At 68.2% G+C, this 26,233-nt stretch carries 10 protein-coding genes; 7 read left to right on the top strand and 3 right to left on the bottom strand.

Annotation, left to right across the window (positions count from 1 at the left end; all coding sequences use genetic code 11):
- Window positions 1-12 precede the first annotated feature (12 nt).
- Together rho and trxA are read right to left on the bottom strand one after the other, a co-directional pair.
- Window positions 13-1,794 (bottom strand): transcription termination factor Rho, encoded by a 1,782-nt coding sequence (gene rho / locus IFT63_RS16845; RefSeq protein WP_042612691.1) that lies wholly within the window; start codon window positions 1,792-1,794, stop codon window positions 13-15.
- A gap of 226 nt (window positions 1,795-2,020) precedes the next feature.
- A complete protein-coding gene (trxA, locus tag IFT63_RS16840) occupies window positions 2,021-2,350 on the bottom strand; it encodes a thioredoxin (protein WP_042612690.1) in 330 nt (109 codons plus the stop codon).
- 524 nt (window positions 2,351-2,874) lie between these two features.
- On the opposite strand from trxA, the gene rhlB reads away from it, so the two are divergent.
- The 5 genes from rhlB to ung all read left to right on the top strand — a co-directional run bounded on the left by rhlB (window position 2,875) and on the right by ung (window position 8,060).
- The gene (gene rhlB, locus IFT63_RS16835) at window positions 2,875-4,614 is read left to right on the top strand and encodes an ATP-dependent RNA helicase RhlB (RefSeq protein ID WP_192085185.1); all 1,740 of its coding nucleotides are present in this window, start codon (window positions 2,875-2,877) and stop codon (window positions 4,612-4,614) included.
- A 237-nt stretch (window positions 4,615-4,851) separates the two neighbouring features.
- The gene (gene ftsE / locus IFT63_RS16830) at window positions 4,852-5,538 is read left to right on the top strand and encodes a cell division ATP-binding protein FtsE (protein WP_042612688.1); all 687 of its coding nucleotides are present in this window, start codon (window positions 4,852-4,854) and stop codon (window positions 5,536-5,538) included.
- On the top strand, window positions 5,535-6,509 hold the full coding sequence (ftsX, locus tag IFT63_RS16825; protein WP_042612687.1) for a permease-like cell division protein FtsX: 975 nt from the start codon (window positions 5,535-5,537) through the stop codon (window positions 6,507-6,509). Before ftsE ends, ftsX begins: the two co-directional genes overlap by 4 nt.
- Before the next feature lie 10 nt (window positions 6,510-6,519).
- Window positions 6,520-7,359, top strand: coding sequence for a response regulator (locus IFT63_RS16820; protein WP_042612686.1), 840 nt, complete (start codon window positions 6,520-6,522; stop codon window positions 7,357-7,359).
- Window positions 7,356-8,060 (top strand): uracil-DNA glycosylase, encoded by a 705-nt coding sequence (ung, locus tag IFT63_RS16815; protein ID WP_192085184.1) that lies wholly within the window; start codon window positions 7,356-7,358, stop codon window positions 8,058-8,060. The genes IFT63_RS16820 and ung overlap by 4 nt, the downstream gene beginning before the upstream one ends.
- 110 nt (window positions 8,061-8,170) lie before the next feature.
- Here ung and IFT63_RS16810 read toward each other — a convergent pair whose 3' ends face one another.
- Window positions 8,171-8,533: a helix-turn-helix transcriptional regulator gene (locus IFT63_RS16810; RefSeq protein WP_080335052.1), complete on the bottom strand. Its 363-nt coding sequence runs from the start codon at window positions 8,531-8,533 to the stop codon at window positions 8,171-8,173.
- Window positions 8,534-8,908: 375 nt separating this feature from the next.
- On the opposite strand from IFT63_RS16810, the gene IFT63_RS16805 reads away from it, so the two are divergent.
- Both IFT63_RS16805 and IFT63_RS16800 read left to right on the top strand, forming a co-directional pair.
- Window positions 8,909-11,002: a DUF11 domain-containing protein gene (locus IFT63_RS16805; RefSeq protein ID WP_192085183.1), complete on the top strand. Its 2,094-nt coding sequence runs from the start codon at window positions 8,909-8,911 to the stop codon at window positions 11,000-11,002.
- A gap of 117 nt (window positions 11,003-11,119) precedes the next feature.
- Window positions 11,120-26,233: an Ig-like domain-containing protein gene (locus IFT63_RS16800; RefSeq protein WP_192085182.1), complete on the top strand. Its 15,114-nt coding sequence runs from the start codon at window positions 11,120-11,122 to the stop codon at window positions 26,231-26,233.

Raw genomic sequence — 26,233 nt, 5'->3', positions numbered from 1 at the left:
GGCGCCAGGAACTCAGCGCTTCATCGAACCGAAGAACTCGTCGTTGGACTTGGTGTTCTTCATCTTGTCCAGCAGGAACTCCATCGCGGCCATTTCATCCATCGGATGCAGCAGCTTGCGCAGGATCCAGATCTTCTGCAGCAGTTCCGGTTCGATCAGCAGGTCTTCGCGACGGGTACCCGAACGGTTGATGTCGATCGCCGGGAACACGCGTTTTTCAGAGATGCGACGGCTCAGGTGCACTTCGCTGTTGCCGGTGCCCTTGAACTCTTCGTAGATCACCTCGTCCATCTTGCTGCCGGTGTCGACCAGCGCCGTGGCGATGATGGTCAGGCTGCCGCCTTCTTCCACGTTGCGTGCCGCACCGAAGAAGCGCTTCGGACGGTGCAGCGCGTTTGCATCCACACCACCGGTCAGCACCTTGCCCGAGCTCGGCACCACGTTGTTGTAGGCACGTGCCAGGCGGGTGATCGAGTCCAGCAGGATGACCACGTCCTTCTTGTGCTCGACCAGGCGCTTGGCCCGCTCGATCACCATTTCGGCAACCTGCACGTGGCGCGCGGCCGGCTCGTCGAACGTCGAACTGATGACCTCGCCGCGCACGGTGCGCTGCATTTCGGTCACTTCTTCCGGGCGCTCATCGATCAGCAGCACGATCAGGTGCACGTCCGGATGGTTGGTGGTGATGGCCGTGGCCACCTGCTGCATCATCATCGTCTTGCCGGCCTTCGGCTGGGAGACGATCAGCGAACGCTGGCCCTTGCCCTGCGGTGCCATCAGATCGAGGATGCGGCCGGTGATGTCTTCGGACGAGCCGTTGCCGCGTTCCAGGGTGAACCGCTTGCGCGGGAACAGGGCGGTCAGGTTCTCGAACAGCACCTTGTTCTTGGATGCTTCCAGCGGCTCACCATTGATGGTGTCCACGATGGACAGCGCGAAGTAGCGCTCGCCGTCCTTGGGGAAGCGGATGCGGCCGGACAGGTGGTCGCCGGTGCGCAGGTTGAAGCGGCGGATCTGGCTGGGCGAGATGTAGGTGTCGTCCGGACCGGCCAGGTAGCTGGCTTCGGCCGCGCGCAGGAAGCCGAAGCCGTCGGGCAGGATTTCCAGCACGCCGTCGGCAGCAACGCCATCACCGTGGCGGGTCAGCACCTTCAGCAGCGCGAAGATCACGTCCTGCTTGCGGGCACGGGCGACACCTTCGGAGATCTGCAGCTGCTCGGCGATTTCCAGCAGCTTCTGCGCCGGCATGCGCTTGAGGTCGCTCAGCGAATACACCGGGAAGCCTTCCGGCACGTTCGGCTGGGTGGTGCGCACGAACGGCTGCTGCTCGTTGTTGTCCTGCGGCATGCCATCGTCGCGTCCACCACCACGTGCCGGGCGGTCACGGTCGCGTCGGTTGCGGAAGCGGTCACGGCGATTGCCCTGACCCTGCGGGTTGTTCTGCTGGTTGCCCTGGTAGGGGCCCTGGTTCTGGCCGCCTGCGGTGTTCTGCTGGCCACCGGACTGGTTGTTGTTCTGCTGCGGGCGACCCTGGCCGGATTCGCGGCCTTCGTTGCCGTCACCGCCGTTGGCGGCGGGTGCATCGGCAGCGGGCGCGCTCGGCGCCGCCGCAGCGGGTGCGGGGGGCGGAGTGGGGCGGGGTGCTTCGGGCGCATTGGCCAGCGGCAGGCCGGCCTGTGCCGGGGCACTGGTTTCGGCGGACGCGGGTGCGGCGGCCTTGGTCACGCGCGGCTTGCGCACACGCTTTTCGGCGGGCGCATCAGCGCTGCCGGTTTCAGAAATGGTATCGGACAAGAGCGTTATTCCTCGCTTGAAGGTGCGAGCGCCCGGCTGGGGCGGCGAACGAAGGGATGGGGTCTGGAGTGAACTGCATCCAGCGGGTGCGGCACGCGAACGCGGACCGGATGTGCCGACACTATCACCGGCGCGCGGCGCCTTGCAAGCACCGCGATGCCGCGACATTCAGGCAGCGCAGGGGCTGCAGGCAGCCGGCGTCACCGGCTGCCAGGAAACACAGGCCTCAGGCCAGCGCCTTGTCGAGCAGGCCAGCCAGCTGGGCCTTGCCCACCGCGCCCACCTGCTCACCGACCTTCTCGCCGTCCTTGAAGACGACCAGGTAGGGAATGGAACGGACGTGGTACTTCACCGCCAGGTCGCGCTCGTGGTCGACGTTGACCTTGACGATCTTGGCGCGGCCACCGTACGCCACGGCCAGTTCGTCCAGCGCCGGTGCGATCATCTTGCACGGGCCACACCATTCGGCCCAGAAATCAACCAGAACCGGCTCTTTGGAGTTCAGTACGGTGCTTTCGAAGTCAGCGGTGCTGACATGTACAACGTTGTCGCTCATCTTGGTTTCTCGTCTTGTGGGGCACCCGGCTGGGGCCGGAGGTGGGTGAACTGGGCTGGACCAGAGTGGCGCAACCCTCGTCGTTGCCTGGTGGAGCAGGCTCCACGGTGCGCTAGGCAGGATGCCTGGACGCTCACGGCCGGCAGTTTACCCCTATCGGCACAGGGAGACAGGGGGCGGCTGGAACCCAGCGTATCGCGATCAACATGACCGACGGAATGTGTCGGATTTCACTGTCCACGCCTATGGGATAGGGTCCTGCTGCCACCGCACAAGGGACGCCATGGCAACGATTCAGCGTGCGGTGGCCTGGATGAATGCGCGATCGGCCGGGAGTCTCCGCGGCCCGTGAGACGCACGGGCCCGGTTGCTGGCCTGATTACGCTAAACTGCTTCATTGAGCGGCAAGGGACCCGAGGGTTCCAAGGCCCGCCGACCCGCCGCAGGGGCCGCAGTTTGCGACGGAGCCCCCAGATGACGCCGAGCCGCCCGATTGCAGGTGGCGGCCAGACCAAGACGGACACATGAGCGACAAACCGCTGACCGATTTGACCTTTTCCTCCTTCGATCTGCATCCGGCATTGCACGCCGGTCTTGAAGGAGCCGGATTCACCCGCTGCACCCCGATCCAGGCGTTGACGCTGCCGGTCGCACTCGCCGGTGGCGACGTCGCAGGCCAGGCACAGACCGGTACCGGCAAGACGCTGGCCTTCCTGGTCGCGGTGGTGAACCGCCTGCTGACCCGCCCGGCACTGGCCGACCGCAAGCCGGAAGATCCGCGCGCGCTGATCCTGGCACCCACCCGCGAACTGGCCATCCAGATCCACAAGGATGCGGTGAAGCTGGGTTCGGACCTGGGGCTGCGCTTCGCGCTGGTGTACGGCGGCGTGGACTACGACAAGCAGCGCGAACTGCTGCAGCAGGGCGTGGACGTGATCATCGCCACCCCCGGCCGCCTGATCGACTACGTCAAGCAGCACAAGGTGGTTTCGCTGCATGCCTGCGAAATCTGCGTGCTCGACGAAGCCGACCGCATGTTCGACCTGGGCTTCATCAAGGACATCCGCTTCCTGCTGCGCCGCATGCCCGAGCGCACCACCCGGCAGACCCTGCTGTTCAGCGCCACGCTCAGCCACCGCGTGCTGGAGCTGGCGTATGACCACATGAACGAGCCGCAGAAGATGGTGGTGGAGAGCGAATCCATCACCGCCGCCCGCGTGCGCCAGCGCATGTACTTCCCGGCCGACGAAGAGAAGATCCCGCTGCTGCTGGGCCTGCTGTCGCGCAGCGAAGGCGCGCGTACGATGGTTTTCGTCAACACCAAGGTGTTCGTCGAGCGCGTCGCGCGCGCGCTGGAACGTTCCGGCTACCGCGTCGGCGTGCTGTCCGGTGATGTTCCGCAGAAGAAGCGCGAAAGCCTGCTGAACCGCTTCCAGAAAGGCCAGCTGGAAATCCTGGTGGTCACCGACGTGGCCGCCCGCGGCCTGCACATCGACGGCATCAAGTACGTCTACAACTACGACCTGCCGTTCGACGCCGAAGACTACGTGCACCGCATCGGCCGCACCGCCCGCCTGGGCGAGGAAGGCGATGCGATCAGCTTCGCCTGCGAACGCTACGCGATGGGCCTGCCGGACATCGAGGCCTATATCGACCAGAAGATCCCGGTCGAAGCGGTGACCGCCGAACTGCTGACCTCGCTGCCGCGTCCGGAACGTGCGCCGCCTGCGCCGGGCGAGGAAGGCGACGAGAACGAAAGCGTCAGCCAGATCTTCCGGGAAGCGCGCGAAGCGCGTGCCGCCGAAGAAGAGCGTCGTGGTGGCGGTCGTGGTGGCAAGCCGTCGGCTGGCCGCGGCGAACGCAGTGGCGAGCGTAGCGGCGAGCGCCGCCCGCGTCCGCCGCGCAAGCCGCGCGTGGAAGGCGAAGTGGTCGCTGCAGCCGAAGCTGCCGTTGTCGCCGGTAATGGCGAGGCCGCTGCCACCGCCCCCGTCGATGCCGTGCAGGCACCGCGCCCGCCGCGTGCCGACGCTGCCCTCGCGCAGGATCCTGCAATGCAGGACGGCGAGCGCAAGCCGCGCAAGCGCCGTCGCCGTCGCAACGGCCGTCCGCTGGAAGGTGCCGAAGGAACGAATCCCCAGGGCGCAACCACGGCGCAGGGTGCACCGGTGCAGGTGGTGGCCAAGCCGGTCCGCAGTGCGGACCCGGGCGACTCCTTCCTGACCCGCATCGGCCGCAAGATCCGCCGGATCCTGGCGGGCGGGTAAGCGGGTAAGCGGCATCGCATTCGCGCTGTCGCTCCCCCGGTTCGCTTTGCGAACCGCGGGCCCCGCGTCACCAGCTCCCACACCCCCGCGCCTGCGGCGCTGCCCCCGGACTCCGGGGGCGGCGGTCTCTCCGTTCTGCCTCGCTGCGGGGCCTGACCCGGCCGCGATGCCGGAAGGTTTTCGCCGGGCAGGGCCCGGCGCTACCGATCCGCCGCGCCGCTCCTGCATAATCAGGGGATGAGCGTCCTGCGGTTCGACAACGTAAGCAAACAGTACGCCGGTGGTCACGAGGCGCTGACCGATGTCAGCTTCGACGTGGCACCGGGCGAGATGGTGTTCGTCACCGGCCATTCCGGCGCGGGCAAGAGCACCCTGTTGAAACTGATCCACCTTGACGAGCGGCCCAGCCGCGGCGCGGTGGTGTTCAACGAGCGCAACCTGCTGAAGGTGCGCGGTGGCGACGTGCCACGGCATCGGCGCGAGGTGGGCGCGGTCTACCAAGACCATCGCCTGTTGATGGATCGCAGCATTTCCGAGAACGTGGCGCTGCCGCTGATCCTGCGCGGCACCCGCCGTGCCGACATCGGCAAGCGCGTACGTTCGGTGCTGGAGCGCATGGGCCTGGGGCACCGCGAAAAGGCCCTGCCTTCGCAGCTGTCTGCCGGCGAACAGCAGCGCGTGGGCATCGCCCGCGCCATCATCGGTGAGCCGCGCCTGCTGGTGGCCGACGAACCGACCGGCAACCTCGACCCGACCCTGGCTGCGGAAATCATGGCGCTGTTCGCCGAGCTGCCCGCGCGTGGCACCAGCGTGCTGGTGGTCAGCCATGACCTGGCCCTGCTGCGGCGCATGCGCAAGCGCGTGCTGATCCTCGACCATGGTCGCCTGGTGGACGACATCTCGCCGCAGGACCTGGCCGAATGAGCACCGAATCCACTCCCGCGCCCGAGCGCAATGCCAACGCCCCGGCGGCGGCGCCTTCGAAGCTGGGCATCTGGTGGCAGCACCACCTGCACAGCGTGGTGTTCAGCCTGGGCCGCGCTTTCCGCAAACCGTGGGCCACGCTGCTGACGGTGATGGTCATGGCGCTGGCGCTGGCACTGCCGCTGGGCCTGTCGATCGCGCTGGACAACCTCAAGCACTTCACCGGCAGCGTGCAGCAGTCGCGCGACATCAATCTGTTCCTCAAGGCCGAACTGGACGGTGCCAGTGCGGATGCCCTGGCCACCGAGCTGCGCGCGCGCGATGACGTCGCCGCGGTGACCCTGCGCACGCCGGAACAGGGCCTGGAAGAACTTCGCGAAAACGCCGGCCTCGGCGAGGCGATCGACGCGCTGCAGTCCAATCCGCTGCCCAGCCTGCTGGTGGTGACGCCGGCGGAGAAGGCCGACGATGCGCGCCTGGCACGTGCGCTGGGCACGCTGCCGCAGGCCGACCTGGTGCAGCACGATGCACTGTGGCGCACCCGCCTGGACGGTTGGCTGGCCTTCGGTGCACGGCTGGTGCAGGTGCTGTCGTTGCTGCTCGGCCTCGGCGCGGTGCTGGTGGTCGGCAACACGGTGCGCCTGGACATCCAGGCGCGCCGCGAAGAGATCGGCGTGCTGCAGCTGCTGGGTGCCAGCGATGGCTTCATCCGGCGCCCGTTCCTGTACCTTGGCGCGTGGTACGGCCTGGGCGCGGGGCTGGTGGCGCTGGGTCTGATCGCCGGCGCCGGCGCCGCACTGGCCGGGCCGCTTGCCCAGTTGTCGCAAAGCTACGCCAGTCCCTTCGCGCTGAAGGGGCTGGACCTGCTGCATTCGTCGGTCGTGCTGCTGGCCATCGTGCTGGTGGGCTGGCTGGGTGCATGGCTGGTCACCGGACATTTCCTGCGCCAGACGCGCCCCACCGAGACCTGAGCCCTTCCGCATGCAGCCGCAAGCACTCAAGCATCTGCACGATGATGCCACCCGGGTCATGGTGGTCGACGGCTCGCGGCTGGTCCGCAAGCTGATCGCCGACGTGCTGCAGCGCGACCTCCCCGGCGTACAGGTGGTCGGTTGCGCGAGCATCGCAGAGGCACGCCAGGCCTTGGCGGACGGGCCGGTCAACCTGGTGACCACCTCGCTGTCGTTGCCCGACGGCGACGGCCTGGCGCTGGCCAGGACCGTGCGCGAATCGGCGGGGCAGGCCTACGTGCCGGTGATCGTGGTCTCAGGCGATGCCCAGTCGCATCTGGAACAACGCCGCTTCACCGACTACGTCACCGATTACTTCGACAAGTCGCTGGGCCATGAAGCGCTGGCCGCTTTCATCCGCGGCTACGTGCAGCCGGCGATCATTCCCGGCGCCACGCTGCTGTACGTGGAAGACAGCCGGGTAGTGGCCGAGGCCACCAAGCGGATGCTCGAGCGCCAACAGCTCAACGTGCTGCACGTGATGACTGCCGAAGAGGCCGTGACCCTGCTGACCGCCGAGTCGCTGGGCCGCAACCAGCACCGCATCGACCTGGTGCTCACCGACGTGACGCTCAAAGGTGAGCTCAGCGGACGTGACCTGGTGGAACGGGTGCGGGTGGACTTCGGCTACGGCAAACGTCGGCTGCCGGTGCTTGTGATGACCGGTGACGGCAATCCGCTCAACCAGACCGCGCTGTTGCAGGCCGGTGCCAACGACCTGGTGCTGAAGCCGATCGAAGAGCGCCTGCTGGTCACCAAGGTGCTGTTCCAGCTGCGCCTGTCCCGATTGAATCCAAGATCCGTGGTGTGATGAACGAAGCAGTACCTCCTTCCATCCAGCTCGAACCAAGCTGGAAAGCACATGTCGGCGATTGGCTGCTGCAACCGCAGATGCGCGAGCTGTCCAGCTTCCTGCGCCAGCGCAAGGCCAGCGGCGCGAACGTGTTCCCGCCCGGCCCGCAGATCTTCGCCGCCTTCGATGCCACCCCTTTCGATGCCACCAAGGTGGTGATCCTGGGGCAGGATCCGTACCACGGTCGCGGCCAGGCGCATGGGCTGAGTTTCTCGGTGCAGCCCGGCGTGCCGGTGCCGCCGTCACTGTTGAACATCTACAAGGAAATCGAGCGCGACCTTGGTATCCCGCGGCCGGACCATGGCTGCCTGCTGCCTTGGGCGCGGCAGGGCGTGCTGCTGCTGAACGCGGTGCTGACGGTGGAAGAGGGCAGTGCCGGAGCGCACCAGAAGCGCGGCTGGGAAGGCTTCACCGACCACGTGGTGGAAGCGCTCAACCGCGAACGCGAAGGCTTGGTGTTCCTGCTGTGGGGCAGCTACGCGCAGCAGAAGGGCAAGGTCATCGACACCCAGCGCCATCGGGTATTGAAGGCGCCGCATCCCTCACCGCTGTCCGCCCACCGCGGCTTCCTCGGCTGCGGTCATTTCTCCGCGGCCAACGAGTACCTGCAGCGCCGGGGACAGACGCCGATCGACTGGTCGCTGCCACCGGCAGGGTAACGGTGGGTGACGAACGGAGAGGGTGGGTGACGACCGTTGGTCGTGCCGCCTTTGCCTTTCCCGCTGCGCTCGCCGAGCATGGCTCGGCGCTACCGGTCAGCCACCCGGACTCAATCCTCCAGCATTTCGATGATCGCCCTCGCCACCTGGCGTTTACGCGGCGTCATTCGACGCAGCAGGCAGAGAATCTCGGTTTCATGTGGATGACGACCGACATCGGGTTTTGGTTCCGGCAGCGGCAGGTCGATTCCGTCTTCCGGACGTCCCGGTCCTCTGCCCGTCGCCAACCATTCAAAATAAACCTGCGTCACAACCGCTATTTTCGCCAGATGGGTCACACTTGGAGACGTCCCACCCTGGCGCTCCCATTGCGCAACGGCGCTGCGGTTTACACCGGTCTCCTGTGCCAACTGCGATTGAGATAGTCCGGCGGTCAATCGCGAGCGTCGGATTCTGTCGCACATGTCCTTCATTCAGCACCCCTCTCCATGTCTTGGTAAGCAGCGCTTACCGGGAAGCGATTCTTTTTCCGGCTGTACAGAAACGCTGTCCTGCGCATCCGTAGCAACCGTGCCGGCCTTCCCCTGGACTACAGGCCAGCAATACTACCCTCCACTTTCACGCGGTCGTGTTTGACGGTTTTCCTGCGCCCCGTATTAATCAGCTCGAACCGGGCTTAAACGTAATCCCGGGAATAACTGGCCAGTATCGAGTTTGTTCAGGTGACGGATTCATTCCGCCGCCGGGGCGTGGTGCTGCCGCTGGAAACTGCACGGAGCACGGGAATGGTTGATGTGAATGGCGTGAAAATATCGTCATTAGGGCGGCATATTTTTGTGATCGCCGTCATGTTGATCGCGCTGTCCTGCATCGGCAGGGCCCATGCGCAAGGCACATCGGCCTGTACCGCAGGCGCCTGCGTCAGCGCCGGCCCTCGGCTGGCTTCGGTCGATTCCACCCAGAGCCCGATCCTCAATCTGCTGTTCGGCGCGCTGCTGCCGGGCACCACGCTGAATCTCACCGCCGCCGACTGGAACAGCCTGGCCGGCGCCAATCTCAACCTCAACGCACTGATCACCCAGCTCAACGGCGGGGTGGAGGTCAGCGATCCCGGCCAGGTGTTGAATACCGCCATCAGCCTGGGCACGCTGCGCGCAGCGATGGTGGCGGTGCTGCAGGCCGACAACCAGGCGCTGGCCGCCAACATCCTCAACGCCCTGCCGCTGGGCGTGGCCGGCGCCACCGGCAGCATCCGCCTCGGTGACCTGCTGCAGATCGCCCTGCCCACCGGCTCACTCACCACCGTGCGGCTCAACGTGCTGGACCTGCTGACCGGCAGCGTGCAGCTGTACAACTTCAGCAACGTGCTGACCACGCCGACGCCGATCACGGTCAACACCGCAGCACTCGGCCTGACCGGCGTGGCCAACGTGCGCCTGTGGCTGCAGGTGGTGGAACCCCCCGTGTACACCTGCGGCCCGCTGGGCAGTGCGTTCCACAGTTCGGCGATCCGGGTGAAGCTGGACCTGGACCTGGCGCAGGGACTCAACGTCGCAGCGCTCACCGGCCTGCTGAACAACCTCAACGTGCTCGGCCTGGTGAGAGTATCCAACGCCAACATCAGCGCCAGCGTGCTGCACCTGCAGGTGTACGCGGACATCGCCCGCGCCGAAGGCACGATCTCTGCAGTCAACCTGGTCGGCAATGCGGTCACCCTGCAGGCGCGCCCCGGACTGGTGAACCTGTACGTCGGCCAGATCAGCGACGCGACGTTCTTCAACCGCTCCACCGTGCTGACCGAAAGCGCGCTGACGCCCGCCACGCTGACCTCGCTCAACGTCACCGTGCGGGTCACCACGTTGCTGAACATTCCCGTCGCCGATGTCTCGGTCCCGTTGGCGGTCAGCATCCGCGGATTCGCCACGGCAACGCCGGGCCTGCAGGCGGCCAGCTTCACCGGCCCGTATCCACAGACACGCACCTTGTCGGCCGGCACCGTCAGTGCGGCGACGATGGTGTCCACACTGGTCAACTCGCTCAACATCCAGGTCACCAGCGGCAACCCCACGGTCACCCTGCTGGGCGCGCTGCCGTTGCCGCTGCCCGTGGCCGACCTGGTCAACACGCTGGTGAACACGCTGCTGCAGCCGATCCGCACGGCGGTCAACACGCTGGTGACGCCGGTATTGACCACGCTGCTGGGCGGGGTGGTCGACAACCTGCTCGGGCTGCTCGGTATCCGCATCGGCCAGGCGGTGTTCACCGTGGAAGGCGTGACCCAGGCCTGCGCGGCCACCCTGCAGCTGGTCAAGGAACTGCAGCCGAGCAGCGACACCGGCCGCTTCAACCTGGCCATCAACTACAACGGCAGCGTGGTCGGGTCGGCGGCGAACGTCGGCAACAACGGCGCCACCGCGGCGGTGGTGACGGTGGCCGGCGGCACCTATGCGATGGCTGAAACCGCAGCCGCCGGCACGGTGCTGGAGCGCTACGCCAGCACCTGGCAATGCACGAACCAGGACGGGACGGTGATCAGCTCCGGTACCGGGAACAGCTTCAACCTGCAGGCGCCGGCAGTCACCGCCACGCCGGTGGCGCTGGTCTGCCGCATCGTCAACCGCACCCGCCAGGCCGATCTTTCCATCACCAAGACCGACGGCAGCGGCAGCTACACGCCCGGCGGGGCCAGCACGTACACGCTGGTGGTCAGCAACGCGGGGCCGGATGCGGTTACTGCCGCGGTGGTCAACGACACGTTGCCCAACGGCGCGACGCTGAGCGCTGCGTGGACCTGCAGTGCCAGTGCGGGCAGTGCCTGCGCGGCGGCCAGCGGCGGAGCGGTGGGCGGCACCGGGATCAGCGTCGGCGTGGACCTGCTCAACGGCGGTAGCGCCACGATCAGCGTGCCGGTGGTGTTCAGCAGCAATCCCGCCGCGTACTAGCGGCGCTCAGCAGTAATGGAACGGGCGTGCAGCGGATCGCGCGCTACCCGCAACGAGGAGTGACCGGCGCGACGCGCATCCAGCGCAGTGCCGGCCGCAGCAGGCGAGGAAGAGGGCATGGCCATGGTTGACCAGCACGGCACGCGACACACGGCACGCCACGCCCACGCACGATGGGGTGCCTGCCTGCTGGCGCTGCTGATGCCGGCCACGCTGCTGGCGCAGACCTATCCCAGCCCGTTGAGCAACACCGCCAACGTCGCCCCCCCGGCGGACATCGGTGACATCGCGCTGGGCAACAACAGCGCCACCGACAGCAACGTGCTGGCCCTGCAGGCGCAGCTGAGCGTGTCCAAGAGCATCCTGGGGCCGACCACTGTGATTGCCGGGGGGCAGGTGCAGTACCAGATCCAGGTGGGCAACCAAGGGCCGTCCAGCGCGCTGGGCGTCACCATCACCGATGCCGTGCCCGCACTGCTCACCAACGTCAGCTGGACCTGTACCGCGGCGTCGCCGTTGTCTTCCTGCGCGGTGGCCAATGGCACCGGCAACAGCATCAATGCCCTGGTAAACGTGGGCGTGGGTGACAGCGTGTCGGTGCGGGTCACCGCCACTGCGCCGTCCGCTACACCGGCCACCATCCCGGCCAACACCGCCGCGCTGATCCTGCCGCCCGGCACCACCGATCCAACCCCGGGCGACAACAGCGCCAGCACCCCGGCGATCACGGTGCAGCCCGCCGCGCTGCTGGCGGTGGCCGACAGTTTCGCCGCCGCGCTGCCGGCTACCGGCGGTGCAACCCCGAGCGTGCTGGCCAATGACACGCTGGCCGGCGGGGCCGTGGTGGCGGCCGACCTGATCGTCACCCTGCAGGACGCGCCCACCGGTTTCAGCATTGATGCCAACGGCGTGATCAGCGTGCCCAGTGGCGCGCCTGCGGGCCGCAATGCGCTCACTTACCAGATCTGCGAACGCATTTCGCCGAGCAACTGTTCCACTGCCACGGCCACGTTCGCGGTGGCACCGTCGGCGGTGAATGACAGCTACAGCGTGGCCGCCAGCACGCCCAGCTACGCGCAGACGGTGGCGACCAACGACAACGCGACAGGTACCTCGGTGTTCGCGCTGGTGGGCGCGCCGCCGGCAGGGCTGACGTTCAATGCCGATGGCAGCTTCGTGCTGGCCCCGGCGGGTGGCATCACCGCACCGGTGTCGTTCCAGTACCAGGTGTGCCTGCCTGCACCGGATGCGACCGCCTGCGCCACGGCCACCGCCTCCATCCTGGTCAACGCCAATCCGCTGGTCGCCGTCGACGATGTCGTCGCCACGCCGTTCGCGCCCGGCATCGGGGGCAGCACGCCGTCGGTGATCGGCAACGACACCCTGGGCGGCGCGCCGATCACCGTGCCGGCCACCGTGCAGCTGAGCCTGGTGGGTGCGCCTACCGGTTACAGCATTGCCCCCAGCGGCGTGATCACGGTTGCGCCCACGGCCGCGGCGGGCGCCGTGGATTTCAACTACCAGATCTGCGAAACGGCGGTTCCCGCCAACTGCGCCACCGCCAACGTGGCGCTGGTGGTCAGCCCGGACGCGGCCAATGACAGCGTCACCACGCCCGGTGCCGGGCAACCGGTGGGCGGCAGCGTGGCCGGCAACGACAACACCCCCAGCGGCTCGCTGTTCAGCGTGCCGACCCAGCCGACGCGCGGCACGGTGGTGATGGATGCCTCCGGCGCGTTCACCTACACACCGACCGGTGGCAACACCGGAGCCGATACCTTCACCTACCAGGTCTGCCTGCCTGCACCGGATGCCACGGTCTGCGACACCGCTACGGTGAGCGTGCAGGTCGCGGCCAATACGATCGATGCGCTGGACGACATCGTGAGCACGGTGTTGCCGCCCAGTGGTGGCACCACGCCCAGCGTGCTGGCCAATGACCTGCTCAACGGCGTGCTGCTCACGCCGGCACAGGTGGTGGTGTCGCTGCAGGGCGCACCGGCGGACTACAGCATCGACACGAACGGACAGATCACCGTGGCCGCGGGTGCCGCTGCCGGCGCGCAGACGCTCACCTACCAGCTGTGCGAGGCGGCGGTGCCCGCCAACTGCGACCTGGCCAGCGTGCAGCTGGTGGTCGCACCGGATGCGGTGGGCGACACCTTCAACGCCACCGCCGGCGTCCCGCTGCCGGGCGTGCTGACCACCGGCGACAACGCGCCGGCGGGCAGCAGCTACAGCCTGCTGGTCGGCCCGGCCAACGGCACCGCCACGGTGGAGGCTGATGGCAGCTTCAGCTACACCGCGCTGGCCGCCTACAATGGACAGGACAGCTTCCAGTACCAGCTGTGCCTGCCTGCGCCGAATGCGGCGGTATGCGATACCGCCACGGCGACCTTCACCCTGGCCGCTGCCGTGGTGGCGGCCAATGACGATGATTTCAGCGCCGCCCCGTTCGGCGTGGCCGGTGGCCTGACCGCCCCGGTCACCGGCAATGACACGGTCAACGGCGTGCCCGTGGTCCCGGCGCAGGTGACCCTGGCGCTGACCGGCGCGGCGCCGGTGGGCTTCACCCTGCAGCCGACCGGCGAGCTCAGCGTGCCGGCCGGTGCGCAGGCCGGCATCGTCGCCCTGACCTACCAGTTGTGCGAAGCGGGTACCAGCAACTGCGACACCGCCACCATCACCGTGGTGATCACCCCGGACGCGGTGGACGACGTGCTGTCGACCAACGCCGGCCGCGCGGTCAGTGGCAACGTTGCGATCAATGACAATGCCCCGGCGGGCTCGACGTTCAGCGTACTGGGCGTGGGCCCCGCCGGCCTGGTGTTCGCCGCAGATGGAGGCTTCACCTATACGCCGGCTGCCCTGTTCACCGGTCCGGCCACCTTTGATTACCAGGTCTGCCTGCCCGCGCCGGAAGCCGCCGTGTGCGCCAGCGCGTCGGTGACGATCAACGTCAATGCCGGCACGCTGCAGGCCAACGATGATGATTTCCGCTCGCTGATCCTCGATGCCAGCGCAGGCGGCACCACCAACAGCGTGCTGGCCAATGACACCCATAACGGCGCCATTCCGCCGGATCCGTCCGAAGTCCTGCTGACCCTGGTCGGCGCCCCGGCCGGCTTCGTGGTCAATCCCAACGGGACGATCTCGGTACCAGGTAGCGCTGCCGCAGGGCAGGTGGAATTCAGTTACCAGATGTGCGAAGTCGCACTGCCCAGCAACTGCAGTTCGGCGGCGGTGCTGTTGCTGCTGAGCCCGGCTGCCAGCAACGACAACTTCAGCACCCAGGTCGGCGTACCGCTGGCCAACAGCGTCGCCAGCAATGACAACGTGCCGGCGGGCAGTGCCTTCGAGGTCAGCGGCACGGCGCCTGCCGGCCTGCTGTTCAACCCCGACGGCGGCTTCGTCTACACCCCTCCGCTGGGCACGCAGGGCGCGGTCACCTTCGCCTACCAGGTGTGCCTGCCTGCGCCGAACACCACCGTATGTACCACCGCCACGGTCACCCTGAACGTCAACGCCGGCACGCTGGTGGCCAACGACGATGATTTCCGCGCGACGCCGGTGGATCCGGCGCTGGGCGGCAGCACCGTCAGTGTGCTGGGCAACGACAGCCTGGACGGCAGCACGCCGCCGGCATCGACCGCAGTACAGCTGAGTCTGCTCAATGCGCCGGCCGGCTACACGCTGGCCGCCGATGGCACGGTGTCGGTCGCCGCAGGTGCAGTGGCCGGTGCGGTGACGCTGACCTACCAGCTGTGCGAGGCCGCGCTGCCGAGCAACTGCGATACCGCGCAGATTTCCCTGTTGGTGGCGCCGCAGGCGCAGGCCGATGTGTTTTCCACGCCGGCCGGACAGCTGCTCGCCGGCAATGTGGGCACCAATGACAATTCGCCGAACGGTGCGGTTTACACGGTCAACGGCATCGCGCCAGAGGGTCTGTCATTCAGCCCGGATGGCAGCTTCCTGTTCACGCCCACCGACGGCTTCACCGGAGCGGTGACCTTCAGCTACCAGGTGTGCCTGCCGGCGCCGGACACCGGCCTGTGCAGCACCGCCTCGGCGACGATCAACGTCAACGCCGGCAACCTCATCGCGCTGGACGACGACTTCAGCGGCGCGCCGCTGGCGCCGGGCGGCAGCAGCACGGCCAGCGTGCTGGCCAATGACACCTTGAACGGCGTGTCGCCGCCTGCGGCCGCCAGCGTGAGCTTGAGCCTGGTGGGCGCACCCAGCGGCTATGCACTGACCGCGGCCGGCGTGCTGCAGGTGCCGGTGTCGGCCACCGCCGGGGTCAACGTGTTGACCTACCAGGTGTGCGAGAACGCCGCCAGCGGCAACTGTGCCAGTGCGCAGATCAGCCTGGTGGTGACCCCGCAGGCGCAGGATGATGCACTGTCCACGCCGGCCGGGCAGGTGCTCACCGGCAGCGTTGGCGACAACGACAACGCGCCGATGGGTTCGCAGTTCAGCGTGACCGGCACCACGCCGGACGGGCTGTTGTTCAACGGCAACGGCACCTTCAGCTACACCCCGCCGGTCGGCGTGCCGAGCCCGGTCAGCTTCGTCTACCAGGTGTGCCTGCCGGCGCCGTATGCGGCGCTCTGCACGACCGCCAATGTCAGCATCAACATCAATGCCGGCACCTTGCTGGCAGGCGATGATGACTTCACTGCCACGCCGATCAACCCGGTCAGCGGTGGCAGCACGACCTCGGTGCTGACCAACGACGCACTGAGCGGCGTGAGCCCGCCCGATCCGGCCAGCGTGCTGCTGTCGCTGCCGGGCGCGCCTGCCGGCTTCAGCATCGGCAGCGACGGCGTGGTCAGCATCGCCGCCGGCACCCAGGCCGGTGCGATCAGCCTGACCTACCAGCTGTGCGAAGCGGCGCTGCCGTCCAACTGCGATACCGCCAGCATCGCGCTGCTGGTGTCGCCGCAGGCGGTGGCCGATGCGGTGTCCACCCAGGTCGGCCAGCCGGTGTCCGGCAACGTCGGCAGCAACGACAACATTGCGCCCAGTTCGACCTTCGCGGTGACCAGTACCAGCCCCGCCGGGCTGGTGTTCAACGCCGATGGCAGCTTCACCTACACCCCGCCGCTTGGCGTGGTCAGCCCGGTGAGCTTCGATTACCAGGTGTGCCTGCCGGCGCCGAACGCTGGCCTCTGCTCGAGCGCGACGGTCACCCTCAACGCGAACAACGGCGCCCTGGTGGCTGCCGATGATGACTTCAGCGGCACCGCGCTGCTGCCCGGTGGCGTTACCGGCAGCGTGCTGGCCAACGACAGCCTCAACACGGTCAGTCCGCCGGCCCCGGCGGACGTGGTGCTGTCCTTGGTCGGCGCGCCGAGCGGCTACGCCATTGCCAGCGATGGCGCGATCAGCATTCCCACCGGCACCGCGACCGGCCGCGTGCAGATCACCTACCAGCTGTGCGAAGCCGCCGCGCCGACCAACTGCGATACCGCCACGGCGTCCTTGCTGTTGGCCCCGCAGCCGGCCGATGACATTGCCTCCACGCCGGCGGGGCAGGCCGTCAGTGGCTCGGTCGGCATCAATGACAACGTGCCTGCCGGCTCCGCCTACACGCTGGTTGGCGCCGCACCGGGCGGGCTGGTGTTCAACCCCGATGGCAGTTTCACCTTCACCCCGCCAGCGGGTGTCATCAGCCCGGTGACCTTCGATTACCAGGTCTGCCTGCCGGCGCCGGATGCGACGGTGTGCGGCACCGCCTCGGTGACCATCAACGTCAACAACGGCGCACTGTCGGCCGTGGGTGATGATTTCAGCGCCACACCGCTGCTGCCCGGTGCCACCACCGCCAGCAGTGTGCTGGCCAACGACAGCTTGAACGGCACCACGCCGCCGGCCGCTGCCAGCGTGCTGCTGAGCCTGGTCGGTGCGCCGGCCGGCTATCTGATCAATGCCGATGGCACGCTCACCACGCCGAGCGGCGCGGTGGCTGGTGCGGTGAGCCTGACCTACCAGGTCTGCGAAGCCGCTGCACCGACCAACTGCGATACCGCACCGGTGTCGCTGGTGCTGACTCCCGTACCGGCCGCCGATGCCTTCACCGTGCTGGCCGGGCAGAGCGTGCTGGGCAATGTCGGCGTCAATGACAATGTGCCGGCCGGTACGGTCTTCAGCGTGATCGGCGCCGCGCCGGCCGGCCTGTCGTTCAACGCCGATGGCAGCTTCAGCTACACCCCGCCGGTGGCCACGCCGGGTCCGGTGAACTTCGATTACCAGGTGTGCCTGCCGGCTCCGGATAGCGGCGTATGCGGCATCGCCACGGTGACGCTGACCATCAACAACGGTGCATTGCTGGCCGCCGACGATGACTTCAGCGGCGCGCCGCTGCCGGGTGGCGCCACCACCGCGGGCAGTGTGCTGGCCAATGATGCGTTGAATGGCGTCAGCCCGCCGGCCGCGGTCGATGTGACCCTGCGCCTGGTCGGTGCGCCGGCCGGCTATGCCATCAATGCCGATGGCACGATCTCCACCCCGCTGGTCACCCCGTCCGGCGTGGTCACGCTGGTCTATGAACTGTGCGAAGCGGCAGCGCCGACCAACTGCGCCACCGCCAACGTGGCGCTGGTGCTGGTCCCGCAGCCGGTCGCCGATGTGGTGTCCACGCTGGCGGGCCAGCCGGTCAGTGGCAATGTCGGCAGCAACGACAACCTGCCCGCTGGCGCACTGTTCGCCGTGGCCGGCAGCGCGCCGACCGGGCTGGTGTTCAATGCCGATGGCAGCTTCACCTTCACCCCGCCAGCCGGCGTCAGCAGCCCGGTGGTGTTCAGTTACCAGGTCTGCCTGCCGGCGCCGAACGGCACGTTGTGTGGCACCGCAGCGGTGACCATCAACGTCAACAATGGTGCATTGGATGCGGTGGCCGATGATTTCCGCGACACGGCCCTGTTGCCCGGTGGCAGCACGCCCAGCGTGCTGGACAACGACGTGTTGAACGGCACCACGCCGCCGGCCGCTGCGGCCGTGCAGCTGTCGCTGATCGGTGCACCGGCCGGCTATGCGATCAACGCCGACGGAACCATCGCCATCCCCAGCGGCACGCTGGCGGGCACGGTGACCCTGACCTACCAGCTGTGCGAAGTGGCCGCGCCTGGCAACTGCGACAGCGCCGATGTGTCGCTGCTGCTGACGCCGGTGCCGCAGGATGACGTGCTGTCGACCTCGGCCGGCCAAGCGGTTGCCGGGAGTGTTGGCGGGAATGACAACGTGCCTGTCGGTGCGCTGTTCTCGCTGGTTGGCGCGTCGCCGGCCGGGCTGGTGTTCAACGCCGATGGCAGCTTCAGCTTCAACCCGCCGGTCGGCGTTGCCAGTCCGGTGACGTTCGCTTACCAGGTCTGCCTGCCGGCACCGGATGCCTCGGTGTGCGGCACCGCTTCGGTGACCATCAATGTCAACAACGGGGCGCTGTCGGCGCTCGCCGACGATTTCACTGCGACGCCACTGCTGGCTGGTGCGAGCACGCCGAGCGTGCTGCTCAACGACACGCTCAACGCCGTCACCCCGCCGGCTGCCGGCACGGTGAGCCTGAGCCTGGTCGGTGCCCCGGCCGGTTACCTGATCAACGCCGCCGGCGTCATCAGCACGCCGATCGGTGCGCTGTCCGGTGCGGTCACGCTGACCTACCAGCTGTGCGAAGCCGCAGCGCCGACCAACTGCGATACCGCCACGGTGTCGCTGGTGCTGCAGCCGCAGCCGGTTGCCGATACGGTCTCCGTTGCGGTCGGGCAGACGGTCAACGGCAATGTCGGCAGCAATGACAACGTGCCGGCCGCTGCATTGTTCAGCGTGGTCGGCAGCACGCCGGCCGGGCTGCTGTTCAACGCCGATGGCAGTTTCAGCTACAGCCCGCCGGTGGGCGTGTCCGGGCCGGTGACCTTCAACTACCAGGTCTGCCTGCCGGCGCCGAACGCGTCGGTGTGCGGCAGCGCGTCGGTCACCTTCAACGTCAATACCGGCACGCTGGTGGCGGCCGATGATGATTTCAGCGGCACGCCGCTGGTACCCGGTGGCAGCACGCCCAGCGTGCTGGCCAACGATGCACTGAACGGCACGACGCCGCCGCTGGCCAGCGATGTGCTGCTGAGCCTGGTCGGCGCACCGGCCGGTTATGCGATCAACGCCGATGGCACGATCTCCACGCTGGGCAGCACGCCATCCGGTGCGGCGACGCTGGCTTACCAGATCTGCGAAGCGGCGGCGCCGACCAACTGCGATACGGCAACGATTGTGCTGCTGTTGACGCCGGTGCCGGTGGCCGACGTGGTGTCCACCCTGGCCGGCCAGCCGCTCTCCGGCAACGTCGGCAGCAATGACAACGTGCCGGCCGGTTCGTTGTTCAGCGTGGTCGGCACGCCGCCGACCGGCCTGCTGTTCAATGCCGATGGCAGCTTCAGCTACACCCCGCCACCGGGCGTGGCCAGCCCGGTCACCTTCAGCTACCAGGTGTGCCTGCCTGCGCCGAACGGCACCACCTGTGGCATCGCCACGGTCACCATCAACGTCAACAACGGCGCACTGAGCGCGGTGGATGATGACTTCAGCGGCATCGCGGTGGTGCCCGGCGGCAATACGCCCAGCGTGCTGGCCAACGACACGCTCAATGGCGCCACCCCGCCGGCCGCCGCGGCGGTGGCACTCAGCCTGGTCGGCGCGCCTGCCGGCTATGCGATCAATCCCGATGGCACCGTCAGTGTGCCCACCGGCACGCTGTCCGGCCTGGTCACGCTGACCTACCAGGTGTGCGAAGTCGCCGCGCCGAGCAACTGTGACAGCGCGTCGATCACGCTGCTGGTGAGCCCGGCACCGGCCAACGACGTGGTCTCCACGCCTGCCGGCCAGCAGGTGGTGGGCGACGTTGGCGGCAACGACAACGTACCCGCCGGCTCGCTGTTCTCGGTGGTCGGCATCCCGCCCGATGGGCTGGTGTTCAATGCCGACGGCAGCTTCAGCTATACGCCCCCGCTGGGCATTACCGGGCCGGTCAGCATCGGCTACCAGGTGTGCCTGCCGGCGCCGAATGGCAGCGTCTGCGGCAACGCGATCCTGGTCATCAACGTCAACAACGGCGCCCTTGCCGCGGTGGCCGACGATTTCAGCGGCACCCCATTGCTGCCCGGCAGCACCACGCCATCCAGCGTGCTGGCCAACGACACCTTGAACGGTGCCACGCCGCCTGCGCCGGGCACGGTGACGCTGTCGCTGGTCGGCGCGCCGGCCGGTTATTCCATCAATGCCGATGGCACGATCGTCACCGGCACCGCCTCCGGTGCGGTGACCCTGACCTACCAAGTCTGCGAAGTGGCCGCGCCGACCAACTGCGATACCGCCGCGGTGTCGCTGGTGCTGCAGCCGCAACCGCTGGCGGATTCGGTGTCGGTGGCTGCGGGCCAGACCGTCACCGGCAACGTCGGCAGCAACGACAACGTGCCGACGGGGTCTGCTTTCAGCCTGCAGGGCGCCGCGCCTGCCGGCCTGTCGTTCAACGCCGATGGCAGCTTCAGTTACACGCCGCCGCTGGGCACCACCGGGCCGGTCAGCTTCAGCTACCAGGTCTGCCTGCCGGCACCGGATGCCAGCGTGTGCGGCATCGCGAGCGTGACCATCACACTGGGCACCGGTTCGCTGGTGGCCGGCAATGACGACTTCAGCGCGACGCCGCTGCTGCCGGGCAGTGCCACGCCCAGCGTGCTGGCCAATGACGCGTTGAATGGGATCAGCCCGCCGGCTTCCTCGACCGTCCTGCTGAGCCTGGTCGGTGCGCCGTCCGGCTTCGTGATCAATCCGGATGGCAGCATCGCCACCCCGGCCACGGCGGTGTCCGGCCCTGTGCTGCTGACCTACCAGATCTGCGAAGCCGCCGCGCCGGGCAACTGCACTACCGCATCGGTGTCGCTGCTGTTGGCGCCGGTTGCGGTGGCCGACGTGGTGTCCACGCTGGCCGGACAGCCGGTGAGCGGCAACGTCGGCAGCAATGACAACGTGCCCGCCGGTTCGCTGTTCAGCGTGGTCGGCACCCCGCCCAGTGGCCTGCTGTTCAACGCAGATGGCAGCTTCACCTATACCCCGCCGGTGGGCACCACCGGTGCGGTGGTCTTCAGTTACCAGGTCTGCCTGCCTGCACCGGACAGCACGGCATGCAGCACCGCGTCGGTCACCCTCAACGTCAACAACGGCACGCTGGTGGCGACCGCCGATGACTTCAGTGGCACCGCTGTCGTGCCGGGCGGCTCCACGCCCAGCGTACTTGCCAACGACACCTTGAATGGCGCCACGCCACCGGCGGCTGCAGCGGTGTCGCTGTCGCTGGTGGGTGCACCGGCTGGCTATGCGATCAATGCCGATGGCACGCTCAGCGTGCCGAGCGGGACGCTTTCCGGACCGGTCACGCTCACTTACCAGATCTGCGAAGTGGCGGCGCCAGGCAACTGCGACAGCGCGCCGGTCACGCTGCTGATCAGCCCGGCACCGGCCAATGACGTGGTGTCCACGCCGGCCGGGCAGCCGGTTTCCGGCAACGTCGGTGGCAACGACAACGTGCCGGTGGGCTCGCTGTTCTCGGTAGTTGGCACTGCGCCTGCCGGCCTGGTCTTCAATGCCGATGGCAGCTTCACTTACACCCCGCCGCTGGGCATCACCGGCCCGGTGACCTTCAGCTACCAGGTGTGCCTGCCCGCGCCGAACACGGCGGTGTGCGGCACTGCTTCGGTGACCATCAACGTCAACGACGGGGCGCTTGCTGCGCTGGCCGACGACTTCAGCGCCACGCCGCTGCTGCCCGGTGCCAGCACCTCCAGCAGCGTGCTGGCCAACGACACCTTGAACGGTGTCAGCCCCCCGGCCGCCGGCAGCGTCACGCTGTCGCTGGTGGGTGCGCCGGCCGGCTATGCGATCAACCCCGATGGCACCATTGCCACCCCGGCCGGCACGCTCTCCGGTGCGGTAGCACTGACTTACCAGGTCTGCGAAGTGGCGGCACCGGGCAACTGCGATACCGCTACGGTGTCGCTGCTGCTGACGCCTGCACCGGTGGCCGACAGCGTTGCCGTGGCCGCTGGCCAGACCGTCGGTGGCAACGTTGGCGGCAACGACAACGTGCCCGCCGGATCGACCTTCAGCGTGGTCGGCACGCCGCCGGCCGGGCTGTCGTTCAACGCCGATGGCAGCTTCAGCTACACGCCGCCGGCCGGCGCCAGTGGTCCGGTGGGCTTCACCTACCAGGTGTGCCTGCCGGCGCCGAACGGCAGCGTCTGCGGTACGGCCAGCGTGACCTTCAACGTTGGCATCGGCTCGCTGGTGGCTGGTAACGATGACTTCAGCACGACGCCATTGCTGCCTGGCGGCAGCACGCCCAGCGTGCTCGCCAACGATGCATTGAACGGCGTCACGCCGCCGCCGGCCGCCAGCGTGGTGCTCAGCCTGGTAGGTGCACCGGCGGGCTATGCGATCAATCCCGATGGCACCATCAGCACGTCGACCAGCAGCACATCCGGTGCGGTCACGCTGACCTACCAGGTGTGCGAGGCCGCCGCGCCGACCAACTGTGCCACCGCCAGCGTGGCGCTGGTGCTGTCGCCGGTCGCGGTGGCCGACGTGGTGTCCACGCCGGTCGGCCAGCCGGTCAGCGGCGACCTCGGCAGCAACGACAACGTGCCGCCGGGTTCCACCTTCAGCGTGGTCGGCAGCACGCCGGCCGGGCTGGTGCTGAACGCCGACGGCAGCTTCACCTACACCCCGCCGGCCGGCGTCAGCGGTGCGGTGGGCTTCACCTACCAGGTGTGCCTGCCGGCGCCGTTCGCATCGACCTGCAGCACGGCAACGGTGACCATCAACGTCAATACCGGCACGCTGCTGGCCGCAGATGATGATTTCAGCGGCGCGCCGGTGCTGCCCGGTGGCACCACGCCCAGCGTGCTGGCCAATGATGCGCTCAATGGCGTGTCGCCTCCTGCCGCCGCCAGCGTGGTGCTGAGCCTGGTGGGTGCGCCGGCCGGCTTTGCGATCAACGCCGATGGCACGCTGGTGGTGCCGTCTGGTGGCATCAGCGGTCCGGTCACGTTGACCTACCAGGTCTGCGAAGCGGCGGCACCGGTCAACTGCGCCAGTGCCTCGATCACCCTGGTGCTGACCCCGGTGCCGGTCGCCGACGTGGTGTCCACGCCGGCCGGCCAGCCGGTCAGCGGCAATGTCGGCAACAATGACAACCTGCCGCCGGGCTCCACCTTCAGCGTGGTCGGCAGCACGCCGCCGGGGCTGGTGTTCAACCCCGATGGCAGCTTCACCTACACCCCGCCGGTGGGGACCACCGGGCAGGTCGGCTTCACCTATCAGGTCTGCCTGCCCGCGCCGAACGGTGCGGTGTGCGCGACCGCTCCGGTCACGCTCAACGTCAACAACGGCGCGCTGTCGGCGCTGGCTGATGACTTCAGCGGTGCGCCGCTGCTGCCGGGCAGCACCACGCCCAGCGTGCTGGCCAACGACACGCTGAACGGTGCGACGCCGCCGGCCTCCGGCACCGTCGTGTTGAGCCTGGTCGGTGCACCGGCCGGGTATGTGATCAACGCCGACGGCACCATCAGCGTCCCCGTCGGCACGCCGAGCGGCGTGGTTTCGCTGACCTACCAGGTGTGTGAGGTAGCGGCGCCGACCAACTGCGATTCGGCACAGGTATCGCTGCTGCTCACCCCCGCACCGGCGGCCGACAGCGTGTCCGCGGCCGCCGGTCAGACCACCAGTGGCAATGTCGGCAACAACGACAACGTGCCACCGGGGTCGACCTTCAGCGTGGTCGGTGGCACCCCTGCAGGGCTGGTGTTCAACGCCGATGGCAGCTTCAGCTACACCCCGCCGGCCGGTACCAGCGGCACCGTCAGCTTCACCTACCAGGTCTGCCTGCCGGCGCCGAATGCGGCGGTGTGCGGCACCGCCACGGTGAACATGACGGTGGCGACCAACGTGGTGCTGGCGGTCAACGATGACTTCAGCGCAACGCCGGTGGATCCGTCGGTGGGCGGCACCATCGCCCGTTCGGTGCTGGAGAACGACACCTGGAACGGGGCAGCGCCGCCGCCGGTCGGCAGCGTCACCGCGACCCTGCTGGGCAGCACGCCGGGCTACACGATGAACAACCAGGGCCAGGTGATGGTGGCGCCGGGCGTGCAGCCGGGCCAGGTGCAGCTGAGCTACCAGCTGTGCGAAAACGGCGTGCCCGGCAACTGCTCTACCGCGATCATCACCGTGCTGGTGCAGGGGCCGGTGGGGGCCCTGCTGGCGGTGGATGACATCGGCGGTCCGCTGCCGGCAGGGCAGGCTGCGCCGACCCTGTTGAATGTCTTCAGCAACGACACGTTCAACAGTGCCCCGCTGGATCCGGCGCAGGTCGACTTCGCCCCGGTCAACACGGCCGAGCTCAGCTTCGCCGCCGATGGTTCGCTGAGCGTGGCGGGCGGCCTGTCACCGGGCAGCTACAGCACGACCTACACCGTCTGCCTGACAAGCCAGCCGACCGTGTGCGACACCGGCACGGTCACCGTCACCGTGGTGGCCAGCACCGACCGGGTGGTGGCGCAGGACGATGCGATCGACATGCCGCAGAACGGCGTGGTGGAAATCGACGTACTGGGCAACGACCGCATGGATGGCAATCCGATCGATCCGGACGGCGTGGTGCTGACCATCACCTCGCCGCCGCCGTTCGGCACCGCCGAGGTCATGGCGCGCGCCCGCATCCGCTTCGCGGTGCTGGCCAACTTCGCCGGCCAGCAGAGCTTTGATTACCAGGTCTGCGAAGCCGCCAATCCGGCCATGTGCGGCAGTGCCACGGTGAGCGTCACGGTGGAGGAAAACGTGCTGGTGCTTTCCGACGATGCGATCACCACCGAAACGAGCGGCCCGCTGGTGATCGATGTGCTGGCCAACGACAGCACCCGCAGCGCGGCGCTGGATCCGGCTTCGCTGCAGGTGGTGGTCGCCGCTACCCGCGGCAGCGTCCAGTGTGCCAACGGCAGCTGCACCTACACGCCGTCTGGAGGCTTCTTCGGCACCGACAGTTTCCGCTACCGGATCTGCGACGTGTCGATCCCCACCCCGGTGTGTGCCGAGGCCAACGTCTCGGTGACGGTGGCCGGGCAACAGGCCACGCTGCGGCTGACCAAGACCGCCGCCAAGCGCAGCGCGCAGATCGGTGACCTGGTGCGCTACACGGTCACCGTCGAAAACGTGGGCGAGGTGGACGCCAACGGCGCCACCCTGCTGGACACGCTGCCGCCGGGCTTCAGCTTCGTCAGCGGAGGCTTCTCGGTAATCGATGCCGACAATACCGCGCGCACCAGTGGCGTGCAGCCACTGCGCATCGACGGCATCGACATCGCCGTCGGTGAGAGTGCCACGGTGGTGTACTACCTGCGGGTCGGTGCCGGCACCGGTACCGGGGTGCACACCAACCGCATCACCGCCATCGACGGGCAGAACCGCAGCATCGGCAACATCGCCTCGGCCGACGTGGACATCAGTGCCGATCCGCTGCTGGACGAGAGCCTGGTGGTCGGCACGGTGTTCGATGACCGCAACGGCAACGGCGTGCAGGAACCGGGCGAGCGCGGCATCCCGGGGGTGCGCGTGGCGGCCGTGGAAGGCCTGCTGATGGAGACCGATGCCTTCGGCCGCTATCACCTGGTCGGCATCCAGGGCGGCGGGGCGCGGGGCCGCAACTTCATCCTCAAGGTGGATCCGTCCACGCTGCCGTCCGGGGCACGCTTCACCACGCCCAATCCGCTGGTGCGGCGGATCACCCCGGGGCTGCCGGTCCGCTTCGACTTCGGCGTTGTGATGCCGGCGGGTGAGATCGTCGCCCCGGCGGACGCCCGGCGCGGGGCTGCCATCGAACTCGGCGAGGGCCTGTTCGAGCGCCGCTCGGCACGCTTGGTCGAGGGCACCGCGACGGTGCTGGACAAGGCCGCGCAGGCGCTGACGGCACGCAACGGCGGCCGGCTGATGCTGGCGACGGACGAAGCCCGGCAGGCGCTGGCGCTGCAACGTGCGGCCAGCCTGCGCGCGGCCCTGGCCGGCCGGCTGCGCCCGGACGTGGCGGCGGCCACGCGCATCGAGGTGCTGCGTGCCGGCGACGAGCAGGTGCTGCACAGCCTGCGTATCGATGATCCACCTGCTGTGCCGCCTGTCACCGGCGGGGAGGGGCGCTGA

This window comes from Stenotrophomonas sp. CFBP 13724, from assembly GCF_014841975.1.
In the GTDB taxonomy this organism is placed as follows: domain Bacteria; phylum Pseudomonadota; class Gammaproteobacteria; order Xanthomonadales; family Xanthomonadaceae; genus Stenotrophomonas; species Stenotrophomonas lacuserhaii.
This window is presented reverse-complemented; position numbering and strand designations above follow the sequence as displayed.

Excerpts from the sequence above, each read along its gene's own strand:
- IFT63_RS16805 (WP_192085183.1), top strand. The coding sequence starts at position 8,909 with ATGTTGATCGCGCTGTCCTGCATCGGCAGGGCCCATGCGCAAGGCACA.
- rhlB (WP_192085185.1), top strand. The coding sequence starts at position 2,875 with ATGAGCGACAAACCGCTGACCGATTTGACCTTTTCCTCCTTCGATCTG.
- ftsX (WP_042612687.1), top strand. The coding sequence starts at position 5,535 with ATGAGCACCGAATCCACTCCCGCGCCCGAGCGCAATGCCAACGCCCCG.
- IFT63_RS16810 (WP_080335052.1), bottom strand. The coding sequence starts at position 8,533 with ATGAAGGACATGTGCGACAGAATCCGACGCTCGCGATTGACCGCCGGA.
- IFT63_RS16820 (WP_042612686.1), top strand. The coding sequence starts at position 6,520 with ATGCAGCCGCAAGCACTCAAGCATCTGCACGATGATGCCACCCGGGTC.
- trxA (WP_042612690.1), bottom strand. The coding sequence starts at position 2,350 with ATGAGCGACAACGTTGTACATGTCAGCACCGCTGACTTCGAAAGCACC.
- ftsE (WP_042612688.1), top strand. The coding sequence starts at position 4,852 with ATGAGCGTCCTGCGGTTCGACAACGTAAGCAAACAGTACGCCGGTGGT.
- IFT63_RS16800 (WP_192085182.1), top strand. The coding sequence starts at position 11,120 with ATGGCCATGGTTGACCAGCACGGCACGCGACACACGGCACGCCACGCC.